Annotated in this window: 4 protein-coding genes; all 4 read left to right on the top strand. The window is 72.1% G+C overall.

Annotated elements, in window-relative coordinates:
* Positions 1-8,612: non-ribosomal peptide synthetase (locus BST44_RS24225; protein ID WP_142274677.1), on the top strand; the 8,612-nt coding region annotated here is incomplete at its 5' end.
* A gap of 128 nt (positions 8,613-8,740) precedes the next feature.
* Complete coding sequence (locus tag BST44_RS24220; protein WP_083179562.1) at positions 8,741-10,546, top strand: N-acetylglutaminylglutamine amidotransferase; 1,806 nt, start codon at positions 8,741-8,743, stop codon at positions 10,544-10,546.
* Positions 10,543-12,339, top strand: a complete 1,797-nt coding sequence (ngg, locus tag BST44_RS24215) for an N-acetylglutaminylglutamine synthetase (protein WP_083179561.1) — start codon at positions 10,543-10,545, stop codon at positions 12,337-12,339. The genes BST44_RS24220 and ngg overlap by 4 nt, the downstream gene beginning before the upstream one ends.
* A gap of 54 nt (positions 12,340-12,393) precedes the next feature.
* Complete coding sequence (locus BST44_RS24210) at positions 12,394-13,869, top strand: MFS transporter (protein ID WP_083179560.1); 1,476 nt, start codon at positions 12,394-12,396, stop codon at positions 13,867-13,869.

Raw genomic sequence — 13,869 nt, 5'->3', positions numbered from 1 at the left:
TGGCCGGCATCTACGCCCAGGTCCTCGGCGTCGACCGCGTCGGCATCGACCAATCCTTCTTCGACCTCGGCGGCGACAGCATCTCGGCCATGCGCCTGATCGCCGCCGTCAACACCGATCTCGACGAGTACCTCTCCGTGCGCGCCCTGTTCGAGGCGCCCACGATCGCCCAGCTGGCACCGAGGATCGGAGAGGGCACCGGACGGCTGGAGCCGCTGATGGCCGGGCCACGGCCCGCGGTCGTGCCGCTATCGTTCGCCCAGAGCCGGCTCTGGTTCCTCGACCAATTGCAGGGCCCCTCACCGGTTTACAACATGGCTGCGGCTATGCGGCTGCGCGGCCGGCTGGATACCGACGCGCTGCACGCCGCCCTGCGCGACGTCGTCGCCCGCCACGAAAGCCTGCGCACCGTCTTCGCCGCACCCGAGGGAACCCCGCAGCAGGTGGTCATCCCCGCGGAGCGAGCCGATTTCGGCTGGCAGGTGATCGACGCCGGCGGCTGGCCGGCGAGCCGGCTGGACGACGCCGTCAAGGCCGCCGCCCGCGACACGTTCGACCTGTCGACCGACATTCCGTTGCGCGCCTGGCTGTTCCGCGTCACCGACGACGAGCACGTGCTGGTGGCGGTGGCCCACCACATCGCCGCCGACGGCTGGTCGATCACTCCGTTGGTGCGCGATCTAGGGGTCGCGTATGCCAGCCGATGCGCGGGCGAGGCGCCGGGCTGGGCCGAATTGCCCGTGCAGTACGTGGATTACACGCTGTGGCAACGCGCCCAGTTCGGCGACCTCAAGGACGGCGACAGCCGCATCGCCGCGCAGCTGGCCTATTGGGAAGAGGCCCTGGCCGGCATGCCCGAGCGGTTGCAGCTGCCGACCGATCGGCCCTACCCGCAGGTCGCCGACCAGCGCGGGGCCACGGTGCCCATCGACTGGCCGGCGGACCTGCAGCAGCAGGTCGCCGCGGTGGCCCGCGAGCACAACGCGACCAGCTTCATGGTGATCCAGGCCGCCCTCGCGGTGCTGCTGGCCAAGGTCAGCGCCACTTCCGATGTGGCCGTGGGCTTCCCGATCGCCGGGCGCCGCGACCCCGCCCTCGACGACCTCGTCGGCTTCTTCGTCAACACCCTGGTGCTGCGCGTCGACGTGGCCGGCGACCCCACCTTCGCCGAGTTGTTGGACCGGGTGCGCGCGCGCAGCCTGGAGGCCTTCGAGCACCAGGACGTCCCCTTCGAGGTGCTGGTGGAGCGGGTGAACCCGACCCGCAGCCTGACCCACCACCCGCTGATCCAGGTGATGCTCGCGTGGCAGAACTTCGGCGGGCAGGACAACGACGCCGCGACCGGGCTGGCGCTGGGCGACGTAAGGGTCAGCTCCATACCGCTGGACACCCAGGTCGCCCGCATGGACCTGACCTTCTCGCTGGCCGAGCGCTGGACCGAGGGCAACGAGCCCGCCGGCATCGGCGGGCGGGTGGAATTCCGCACCGACGTGTTCGACGCCGAGAGCATCGAGACCCTGGTCGGGCGGCTGCAGCGGGTGCTGGCGACGATGACCACCGATCCCGCCCGCACCGTGTCGTCGGTCGACCTGCTCGACGGGGCCGAACGCGCCCGGCTGGACGAGATCGGCCACCGCGCGGCGCTCACCGCGCCGGCCGCCGCGCCCACGTCCATCCCCGAATCGTTCGCCGCCCAAGTCGTCCGCACGCCGGACGCGCCGGCGCTCAGCTGCGGCACCCGGTCCTGGACGTATCGCGAGCTCGACGAGGCCGCCACCCGATTGGCGCAGCGGCTGGCCGGCCGCGGCGCCGGGCCCGGGCACACCGTGGCGCTGCTGTTCAACCGATCGGCCGAGGCGATCGTGGCGATCATGGCGGCGCTCAAGACCGGGGCGGCCTACCTGCCCATCGATCCCGCGCACCCGGCGGCCCGCATCGGCTTCATGCTCGCCGACGCCGCGCCGGTCGCCGTGCTCACCACCGCCGACCTCGCCGACCGCATGGCCGACCACGACGTGGCGGTGATCGACGTCGACGATCCGGCCGCCGAGGCCCAGCCCGCCACCGCGTTGCCGGCCCCGAGCGCCGAGGACGTCGCCTACCTCATCTACACCTCGGGGACCACCGGTGTGCCCAAGGGCGTGGCGGTCAGCCACCGCAGCGTCACCGGGCTGATGGCGTCCGCGGACGCCTGCCTGCCGGACGCCGGGGTGTGGTCGCAATGGCATTCCTACGGCTTCGACGTGTCGGTGTGGGAGATCTTCGGCGCGCTGCTGCGCGGTGGACGCCTGGTGGTGGTCCCCGACGCGGTAATCCGGTCCCCGGAGGACATGCACGCGCTGCTCGTCGGCGAGGGCGTCAGCGTGCTGAGTCAAACCCCTTCCGCCGCAGCGATGTTGAACCCGGCCGGCCTGGAGTCGGCCGCCCTGGTGGTCGCCGGCGAGGCCTGCCCGACCGACCTGGTGGACCGCTGGGCGTCGCCCGGGCGCGTGATGATCAACGCCTACGGTCCCACCGAGGCCACGGTGTACGCCGCGATCAGCGCGCCACTGACGCCGGGTTCGGGCGTGGTGCCGATCGGCTCCCCGGTGACCGGGGCGGCGCTGTTCGTGCTCGACGAGTACCTGCGGCCGGTGCCGCCCGGCGTGGTCGGCGAGCTGTACGTCGCCGGCGGCGGGCTGGCCCGCGGCTATTGGCGGCGGGCGGCGCTGACGGCGTCGCGCTTCGTCGCGTGCCCGTTCGGCGGGCCCGGCGACCGCATGTACCGCACCGGCGACCTGGTCTGCTGGGGCGCCGACGGGCAGCTGCAATACCTGGGCCGCGCCGACCAGCAGGTCAAGATCCGCGGCTACCGCATCGAACTCGGCGAAATCCAGGCGGCGCTGGCCGAGCTGCGCGGGGTGCGGCAGGCGGCCGTCGTCGCCCGCGAGGACCGCCCCGGGGACAAGCGGCTGGTCGGCTACGTCACCGGCTCGGCGGACCCGGCCGGCCTGCGCGCCCGGCTGGCCGATCGGCTCCCGGCGTACATGGTCCCGGTCGCCGTGGTGGCGCTGGACGCGCTGCCCCTGACGCCCAACGGCAAGCTCGACACCCGCGCCCTGCCCGCGCCCGAATACTCCGACGCCGACCGCTACCGGGCGCCGGGCAACCCGGTCGAGGAGACCCTGGCCGGCATCTACGCCCAGGTGCTCGGCGTCGACCGGGTCGGGGTCGACGATTCCTTCTTCGACCTTGGCGGGGACAGCATTTCGTCGATGCAGGTGGTGACGCGGGCGCGCGCCGCCGGGCTGACCTGCAGGACGCGTGACATCTTCGTCGAGCAGACGGTCGCCCGGCTGGCCCGCGTGGTCGGCGTGGCCGACGGCGACGCCGACGCCACCGACGAACCCACCGGCGCGCTGCCCGCGACGCCGATCATCCGGTGGCTGCAGGGCGTGGACGGCCCGGTCGACCAGTTCAACCAGACCATGGTCGTGGAGGCGCCCGCCGGGGTGACCGAGGCCGACGTGGTCGCGGTGTTGCAGGCCCTGCTGGACCGGCACGCGATGCTGCGGCTGCGCCTGGACGAGGGCGCCGACGGCTGGTCGCTGACGGTGCCGGAGGCCGGCTCGGTGGACGCCGCCGAGCGCCTGCGCACCGTGGACGCGCTCTCCGATGCGGCGGTACTCGCGGCGCGGTCCCTGCTGGACCCGGCCCGCGGGGTGATGCTCAGCGCGCTGTGGGCGGCCGGAACCCGGCAGCTGGTGCTGATCATCCACCACCTGGCCGTCGACGGCGTGTCCTGGCGAATCCTGTTGGAAGACTTGAACATCGCCTGGGCCCAGCGCCGCGGCGGCCAGCCGGTGGCGCTGCCGCCGGGCGGCACGTCGTTCGCCCGCTGGGCCGCCCTGCTGGACCAGCACGCGCACGCCCCGGACGTCGTCGGGCACGCCGCCGCCTGGAAGCGGGTCGCCGCGACCCCGCCCGCGTTGCCGGCCGTGCGGCCCGAGATCGACACCTACGAGACCGCCGAACACCTCTCGGCGCAGCTCGACGTCGAGACCACCCGCACCCTGCTCGGTGAGGCGCCCGCGGCGTTTCACGCCGGGATCAACGACATCCTGCTGATCGGTTACGCGCTGGCCTGGGCCGAGTTCCTTGGCACCGGCGGCGCGCCGCTCGGCATCGACGTCGAGGGCCACGGCCGCCACGAGGAGCTGGGCGCCGGGGTGGACCTGTCGCGCACCGTCGGCTGGTTCACCACCAAATACCCGGTAGCCCTGAGCGTCGGTGAAATGCCCTGGACGGGCGTGGTTTCCGGCGATCCGTCGCTGGGGGCGGCGGTCAAGGCCGCCAAGGAGCAGCTGCGCGCCCTGCCCGATCCGCTGAGCTACGGGTTGCTGCGCTACCTCAACGCCGAGGTCGACCTGGACGGCGCCGACCCCACGATCGGCTTCAACTACCTGGGCCGGTTGGGCGGCGCGGCGGCCGAGATGTCGGACCAGTTGTGGCGTGTCTCCCGCGACGGCTCGTCGACCACCGCCACCAGCACCGCGGTGCCCATGCCGCTGATGCACACCGTGGACCTCAACGCGGGCACCGCCGACACCGAGGAGGGCCCGCGGCTGCACGCCAACTGGACGTGGGCCCCCTCGGCGCTGGACCGCGAGCAGGTCACCCGGCTCAGTCGGCTGTGGTTCGAGGCGCTGGCCGGCATCTGCGCCCACGTGCGGTCCGGCGGCGGCGGGCTGACCCCGTCCGACGTCCTGCCGGCCCGGCTGGCCCAGCGGCAGATCGACGAGCTCGAACGGCGGACCGGCATCGCCGACATCCTTCCGCTGACCCCCCTGCAGGAGGGGCTGCTCTTCCACGCCACCACCACCCGCGGCGCGGATTCCGGCGACCTATACGTGGTGCAGCTCGACATGAGCGTCACCGGGCCGCTGGACCGGGACCGGCTGCGCGAAGCCGTGCAGGCGGTGGTCGACCGGCACCCCCACCTCGTCGCCCAATTCTGCGACCAGTTCGACGAGCCGGTGCAGATCATCCCCGCCCAACCCGTGATGGCGTGGCGGTACGTCGAGTTCGACGGCGGGACCGACCCCGACGAGCGGATCCGGGAGCTGTGCGCCGCCGAACGCGCCGCGGTCTGCGACCTGGCCGACCAGCCCGCCTTCCGGGTGGCCATGGTCCGCACCGCGGAGAACCGGCACCGGCTGGTGCTCACCATCCACCACGTCGTGCTGGACGGCTGGTCGGTGCCGATCCTGGTGAACGAGACGTTCGCCAGCCTCACCGGGCAGCGGCTGGCCCCGGCGCCGCCGTATCGCAGCTTCGTCACCTGGCTGGCCGGCCGCGACCTCGACGCCGCGCGGGCGGCGTGGGGCGAGGTGCTCGCCGGCTTCGACACCCCGACGCTGGTCGGACCGCCGCACGCCATGGAGCCGGCGGCGCGCGGTCTCACGACGGTCACGGTGTCGCCCGAGACCAGCCGCGCGCTCGCCGAACTGGCGCGGTCCTGCCAGACCACCGTCAGCACCGTGCTGCAGGCGGCGTGGGCGCAACTGCTGACCTGGCTGACGGGCAACTACGACGTCGCGTTCGGCACGACGGTCTCCGGCCGGTCGGCCGAGGTCCCCGGCGCCGAGGCGATGGTGGGCCTGCTGATCAACACGATCCCGGTGCGCGCCCGCATCACCCCGGCGACCAGCACCACCGATCTGCTGGAGCAGCTGCAGGGCGCACACAACGAGACGCTCGAGCACGAGCACCTGTCGCTGAGCGAAATCCACCGGATCACCGGCCACGAAAAGCTGTTCGACACGCTGTTCGCCTACGAGAACTATCCGCTGGAAACCTCCGCGATGGCGGTCGACCACGAGCTGTCCATCGCCGACTTCAACGTGTTCGAACGCAACCACTACCCGCTGACGATGCAAGCCGCCCTGTCCGGCGACCGGCTCGGCCTGCGGGTGGAATACGACGCCGGCCTCTTCGCGGAGCACACCGTCGAGGCGCTCACCGAGCGGTTGGAGCGGGTGCTGGCGGCGATGACCGCCGACCCGGCCCGGCGGCTCTCCTCGGTCGACCTGCTCGACGGGCCGGAGCACGCCCGCCTGGACGACATCGGCAACCGGGCGGTGCTGAGCCGCCCGGCGCCCGAGCCGGTCTCGATCACCGAGATGTTCGCCGGCCAGGTCGCGCGCGGGCCGGATGCGCCGGCGATCGGCTGGGGCGAGGAGTCGATGACCTACCGCGAGCTGGACGAGGCGGCGAACCGGCTGGCGCACCTGCTTGCCGCCGAGGGCGCCGGCCCCGGAACGTCCGTGGCGCTGCTGTTCTCGCGGTCGGCGCAGGCGATCGTGTCGATCCTCGCCGTGCTCAAGACGGGGGCGGCGTACCTGCCGGTCGACCCCGCCGCCCCGGGCGCGCGGATCCGGTTCATGCTCGCCGACGCCGCGCCGGTCGCCGCGATCACCACCGCGGGACTGCGGTCGCGGCTGGACGAGAGCGACGTCCGGGTCATCGACATCGAGGATCCGCGGATCGACCGCCAGCCGCCGACCGCGCTGCCGGCGGCCGAGGCCGACGGCGTCGCCTACCTCATCTACACGTCGGGGACGACCGGCGCGCCCAAGGGCGTCGCGGTCACCCACGACAACGTGACCCGGCTGATCGGCTCGCTCGACGCCGGCCTCCCGGCTCCCGGTGTATGGACCCAGTGCCACTCGTACGCCTTCGACGTGTCGGTGTGGGAGATCTTCGCCCCGCTGCTGCGCGGCGGGCGCGTCGTGGTGGTCCCGGAGTCGGTGGTGCGCTCACCCCAGGACTTCCGCGCCCTGCTGCTCGACGAAGGGGTCAGCGTGTTGACCCAGACCCCGTCGGCGGTGGCGACGCTGGACCCGGCCGGGCTGGACTCGGTGTCGTTGGTGATGGCCGGTGAGGCCTGCCCGCCCGAGGTCGTCGATCGCTGGGCGCCGGGCCGGGTGATGGTCAACGCCTACGGCCCGACCGAGACCACGATGTGCGTGGCGATCAGTGCGCCGCTCGCGGCGGGCTCGGGCACGCCGCCGATCGGCTCACCGGTGCCGGGCGCCGCGTTGTTCGTGCTCGACGCCTGGCTGCGGCCGGTGGCGCCCGGGGTGGTAGGCGAGCTGTACGTGGCCGGTGGCGGTGTGGCCGCTGGCTACCTGGGACGCGCCGGCATGACCGGGACGCGGTTCGTGGCCTGCCCGTTCGGCGAGCCGGGGGCGCGCATGTACCGCACCGGCGACCTGGTGTTCTGGGGCGCCGACGGCCAGCTGGTGTACGTGGGCCGCGCCGATGAGCAGGTCAAGATCCGCGGCTACCGCATCGAACTGGGCGAGGTCCAGGCCGCACTGTCCCGGCTGGACGGCGTCGACCAGGCGGTCGTGATCGCCCGCGAGGACCGTCCCGGCGACAAACGCCTGGTCGGCTACGTCACCGGCACCGCCGACCCCGCCGAGGCGCGCACCGCGCTGGCCGGGCGCCTGCCCGTCTACATGGTTCCGGCGGCCGTGCTCGGGCTCGACGCGCTGCCGCTGACCCCCAACGGCAAACTCGACACCCGCGCCCTGCCGGCACCGGAGTACAGCGGCCGCGGGTACCGGGCCCCGTCCAACGCGACCGAGGAGATCCTGGCCGGCCTGTTCGCGCAGGTGCTCGGCGCCGAGCGGGTGGGTGTCGACGACTCGTTCTTCGACCTCGGCGGTGACAGCATTTCCGCGATGCGCCTGATCGCCACGATCAACACCCACCTGGCCGTCGACCTCGCGGTGCGCACCCTGTTCGACGCGCCCACCGTGCGGGACCTGAGCCGGCGACTGGGCACGGACGCGACGTCCACCGAGGAGGTCGTCCCCGTCCAGACGCTGAAGCGCGGCGCCGGCATGCCGGTGTTCTGCCTCCACCCGGCGGGCGGCGTGAGCTGGCCGTATCAGGTGCTCGGCACGTACCTGGACTGCCCGCTCGTCGGGATCCAGCAGGCCCTTCGGGACGGCGAACCCGAACCGCGGTCGATCCGGGAGATGGCCCAGAACTACGCCGACCGGATCCAGGCGTTCTACCCCTCCGGCCCCTACAACCTGCTCGGCTGGTCGTTCGGCGGGGTCGTCGCCCACGAGGTCGCCGTCGAGCTCCAGCGGCGCGGATGCGTGGTCTCGCGCCTGATCCTGCTCGACGCCCAACCCACCATGGACGGCGCGGTCGACGGCGCCGCCATGCCGGACGACGCCCTGGGCGCAGAACCGGGGTCCCCGCGATCCGAGCGGCTTCTCGAGCTGGTCGCGGGGAACGCGCGCGACAACGTCGCGCGCTACCGCAGCCATGAGCCAGGCGTCTTCCGCGGGGACATCACCGTCTTCTCGGCCACCCGCGACGCGGACGAGCGCGGCGCGTTCCTGGTGCGGTCCTGGCGGCCCTACGTCTCCGGCGACGTCCTCGCGTATTCGGTCGACTGCGGGCACGACGACATGCTGACCAACGAGGCGGTGGGCCTGTACGGACAACGGCTCAGGCACCTGCTGGTCCTTGCCGAACGCCGGCTGGAACTGACCCAGGGTGGTCCGCACGCGCCGCGGGACCGGAAGCTGCCCGGGGAGCGCGCCGGATAACGGCCGCGTCAGTTGCCGGTCGCACCCACCCTTTTCCGCGATCGTCGCCGCGAACTGCCCCGGCGAGGCGATGGATTTCACGGTGGCCGTACGGGCGCCCCGCATCCGCCTTCGGTATGGTCCAAGGAGTGTGCGGAGTCACCGGGGAGGTACGGCTCGACGGGCAGGTCCCCGATGTAGCAGCGGTGTCAGCAATGGCCGCCGTGATGACCCGAAGGGGTCCCGATGCGTCCGGCGCCTGGTCGCAGGGCCGCGTCGCGCTCGGTCATCGTCGCCTCAAGATCATCGACCTGAGCGAGGCCGGCGCGCAGCCCATGGTCGACCCGGAGCTGGGCCTGGCCATCGCGTTCAACGGCTGCATCTACAACTACAAGGAGCTGCGCGGCGAACTCACCGGCCATGGCTACCGGTTCTTCTCGCATAGCGACACCGAGGTCCTGCTCAAGGCCTACCACCGCTGGGGTGACGACTTCGTCGGCCACCTGCACGGCATGTTCGCCTTCGCCATCGTCGAACGCGACAGCGGCCGGGTGCTGCTCGGCCGCGACCGGCTCGGGATCAAGCCGCTGTACGTGACCGAGGACGGCAACCGGATCCGGTTCGCCTCGGCGCTGCCGGCGTTGCTGGCCGGCGGCGGCGTGGACACCCGCATCGACCCGGTCGCGCTGCACCATTACATGACATTCCACTCGGTGGTGCCCGCGCCGCTGACCATCCTGCGCGGCGTCCGCAAGGTGCCGCCGGCGTCGCTGATCGCGATCGAGCCCGACGGCCGGCGCACGCTCACCACGTACTGGACCCCCGATTTCACCCGGCACGCCGACCGCGCGAGCTGGTCGGAAACCGACTGGGAAGAGGCGGTGCTCGACGCGCTTCGCGTCGCGGTCAAGCGCCGGCTGGTCGCCGACGTGCCGGTCGGCTGCCTGTTGTCCGGCGGCGTCGACTCCAGCCTGATCGTCGGCCTGCTCGCCGAGGCGGGCCAGCACGGCCTGATGACCTTCTCCATCGGCTTCGAATCCGCCGGCGGCGTCGAGGGCGACGAGTTCCGGTGGTCCGACATCATCGCCCGGCGCTTCGACACCGACCACCACCAGATCCGCATCGGCACCGACCGGATGCTGCCCGCGCTCGACGGGGCGATCGGCGCGATGAGCGAGCCGATGGTCAGCCACGACTGCGTCGCCTTCTACCTGCTGAGCCAGGAAGTGGCCCGCCACGTCAAGGTGGTGCAGTCCGGTCAGGGCGCCGACGAGGTGTTCGCCGGCTACCACTGGTACCCGCCGATGGGCTCGCCGGCCGCGGCGTCCCTGCAGGGCTCGGTCGCCGAGTACCGCGGCGCCTTCTTCGACCGGGATGCGGCGGAGCTGGCCGGCCTGCTCGGGCCGGGCGTCCTGGCGCCGGGCGACCCCAGCGAGCGCTTCGTCGCCGAGCACTTCGCGCGCGCCGGCGCCCAGACCGGTGTCGACCGCGCGCTGCGGCTCGACACCACCGTCATGCTGGTGGACGACCCGGTGAAGCGGGTCGACAACATGACCATGGCCTGGGGCCTGGAGGGACGGGTGCCGTTCCTCGATCACGAGCTCGTCGAGCTGGCGGCGACCTGCCCGCCCGAGTTGAAGATCGCCCACGAGGGCAAGGGCGTCCTCAAGCAGGCCGCGCGCCGGGTCATCCCGTCGGAGGTCATCGACCGGCCCAAGGGTTACTTCCCGGTCCCCGCCCTGACCCACCTGGAGGGGCCCTACCTCGACATGGTGCGCGACGCGCTGTACGCGCCGGTCGCCAAGGAACGCGGCCTGTTCCGCACCGAGGCGGTCGACGCCCTGCTGGCCGACCCCAACGGCAAGCTGACCCCGCTGCGCGGCAACGAGCTGTGGCAGATCGCGCTGCTCGAGCTCTGGCTGCAGCGACACGGCATCACGGGCCCGGTGGCATGACCGTGACCGATCCCCCCGGCGACCACACCGAGGCGATCACGATGGGCCTGCACGACGCCTCGCCGCCGGAGCTGGTGGAGGCGATGGCCAAGGACGTCGAGCTCGAATTGGGCTGGGGGCGGCTTATTTTCGGCCAGACCTTCGCCGACGCCCACGAGTTGGTCGAGGCGCTGCGCCGGGAGGGCCCGGGGCGCCGGGACATCTGCATCTATGCGCGCGAATCGCACGTGGTGGTCGCCGAGGCGCCGACCGAGCTTTTCATCGACCCCAGCCACACCTACCGGCTGCGGTTCACCGACTCGATGAAGGCCGAAGACCTGTCGCCCGCGCCGCTGGGGGTCACCGTGCGGACGCTCAACGACCCGGTCGACGCCGACGCGATGAACCGCGTCTATGTGCGCTGCGGAATGGTCCCGGCCGGCGTCGACGTCATCTGGCACAACCACCTGCACGTGCCGGCGGTGATCTACCTGCTGGCCGTGCGCGACGCCGACGGAGCGGTGGTGGGCACCGTCACCGGCGTGGACCACGAGCTGCTGTTCTCCGACCCGGAGCAGGGGTCGAGCCTGTGGACGCTGGCCGTCGACCCGGCCGCCGGGCTGCCCGGGATCGGCGCGGCCCTGACCCGGGCGCTGGCGGAGCGGTTCCGCGACGCGGGCCGCGCCTACATGGACCTGTCGGTCGCGCACGACAACGCCGCCGCCATCGGCCTGTACGAGAAGCTGGGATTCCGCCGCGTCCCGGTGCTGGCGATCAAGCGCAAGAACGCGATCAACGAGCCGCTGTTCAGCCCGCCGCCCGAGACGATCGACGACCTGAACCCCTACGCCCGGATCATCGCCGACGAGGCGCTGCGCCGCGGCATCTGGGTCGAGGTGCTCGACGCCGAGACCGGCGAGATGCGGCTCACCCACGGTGGCCGCAGCGTCGTCACCCGCGAGTCGCTGTCCGAGTACACCTCGGCGGTCGCCATGTGCCGCTGCGACGACAAGCGCCTGACGCGGCGCCTGGTGTCGGAGGCGGGCATCACCGTGCCGCGCGCCCGGCTGGCCACCTTCGACGAGGGGGACTACAACTTCCTCAGCGAGGTCGGGGAGGTGGTCGTCAAACCGACCCGCGGGGAGCAGGGCAAGGGCATCACGGTCGGCGTGACCGCCGACAACGGGCCCGACGAGCTCGCCGCCGCCCTGGCCCGCGCGCGTCAGCAATACCCCGACGTGTTGATCGAGCAGCGGGTGCAGGGCGACGACCTCCGGCTGGTGGTGATCGACGGCCGGGTGGTCGCCGCCGCGCTGCGGCTGCCGCCGGAGATCATCGGCACTGGTGAGCACAGCATCCGCGACCTGATCGCGGCCGAAAGCCGGCGGCGCTCGGCGGCCACCGGCGGCGAGTCCCGTATCCCGCTCGACGACCTCACCGAGTCGACGGTCGCCGAGGCGGGCTGGACGCTCGACGATGTGCTGCCGCAGGGCACCCGCCTGCGCGTTCGGCGCACCGCCAACCTGCATCAGGGCGGCACGATCCACGACGTCACAGCCGTGGTGAACGCCGAACTGTGCCGCGTCGCGGTGACGGCGGCCGAGGCGATCGGCATCCCCGTGACGGGCATCGACCTGCTGGTGCCCGACGTCACCGGCGCCGAGTACGCCTTCATCGAAGCCAACGAGCGACCGGGGCTGGCCAACCACGAACCGCAGCCCACCGCCGCGGCCTTCATCGACTTCCTGTTCCCCGGCCACCCGGGCCAGCCGCAAGCCTGGACTCCCGAGGAGTCGCGCGCCGACCGTGGCTGAGGCTTGGCCCGCCCCTCGCCTGGGTAATTCTCTGTGCACTCAGATAGGAGCCAGATGAGCGGAAGCGTGCAAACCGGAACCATCGAGACCCATGTGCCGGCGCGGCTGGACAGGCTGCCCTGGTCGCGATTCCACTGGCGCGTGGTCATCGGGCTCGGCGGGGTGTGGATCCTCGACGGGCTCGAGGTCACGATGGTGGGCAACGTGTCGGCCCGGCTCACCGAGAAGGGCAGCGGCATCGACCTCAACGCCGCCCAGATCGGGATGGCCGCCGCGTTCTACATCGCCGGTGCGTGCCTGGGCGCGCTGTTCTTCGGTCACCTCACGGACCGGTTCGGTCGGCGCAACCTGTTCATGTTGACCCTGGCGGTGTACCTGGTCGCCACCGTCGCGACCGCGTTCGCTTTCGCGCCGTGGTATTTCTTCGTGGCCCGCTTCTTCACCGGCTCGGGCATCGGCGGCGAATACGCCGCGATCAACTCGGCGATCGACGAGCTGATCCCGGCCCGCGTGCGCGGCCGCGTCGACCTGATCATCAACGGGACGTACTGGCTCGGCTCGGCCGCGGGGGCGGGCGGCGCGCTCGTCCTGCTCGACACCTCGAATTTCGCGCCCAACATCGGCTGGCGGCTCGCGTTCGGCGTCGGCGCCATCTTCGGCATCTTCGTCCTGCTCGTCCGGCGCAACGTCCCGGAGAGCCCCCGCTGGTTGTTCATCCACGGGCGCGACGAGGAGGCCGAGCGCGTCGTCGGCGAGATCGAGGAGTCGGTGCAGCAGGAAACCGGTGAGCCGCTGCCCGAGCCGCACGGGCGCAAGCTGAAGATCCGCCAGCGCGAGACGATCTCGTTCCGGGAGATCGCCAGGGTGGCGTTCAAGCTGTATCCGCGGCGCGCCGTCCTGGGGCTGGCGCTGTTCACCGGGCAGGCGTTCCTCTACAACGGGGTGACATTCAACCTGGGCACGCTGCTGAGCGGGTTCTACGGTGTGCCGTCGGGGACGGTGCCGCTGTTCTTCATCCTGTGGGCGCTCAGCAATTTCGTCGGCCCGCTGGCGCTTGGCCACCTCTTCGACAGCGTCGGCCGCAAGCCGATGATCACGGCGACCTACCTCGGGTCCGCGGTGGTGGCCGTCATCCTCGCGGTCCTGTTCGTCACCCGGACCGGCGGGGTCTGGGCGTTCATCGCCGTGCTCGCTGTCGCGTTCTTCCTGGCCTCGGCGGGCGCGAGCGCCGCCTACCTGACGGTCAGCGAGATCTTCCCGATGGAGACCAGGGCGCTGGCGATCGCGTTCTTCTACGCGCTCGGCACGGCGATCGGCGGCATCACCGGCCCGTTGCTGTTCGGCCAGCTGATCAACTCCGGGCAACGCGACCAGGTGATGTGGTCCTTCCTGATCGGCGCCGCGGTGATGGCGATCGCCGGCCTGGTCGAATTGTGGCTCGGGATCGCCGCGGAACGGCGCCCGCTCGAGGAGCTGGCGTTGCCGTTGACCGTCGAAGACGCCGAACACCACGGGCGCGAGACCACGTAG

It is taken from the genome of Mycobacterium scrofulaceum (assembly GCF_002086735.1).
Lineage (GTDB): Bacteria > Actinomycetota > Actinomycetes > Mycobacteriales > Mycobacteriaceae > Mycobacterium > Mycobacterium scrofulaceum.
This window is presented reverse-complemented; position numbering and strand designations above follow the sequence as displayed.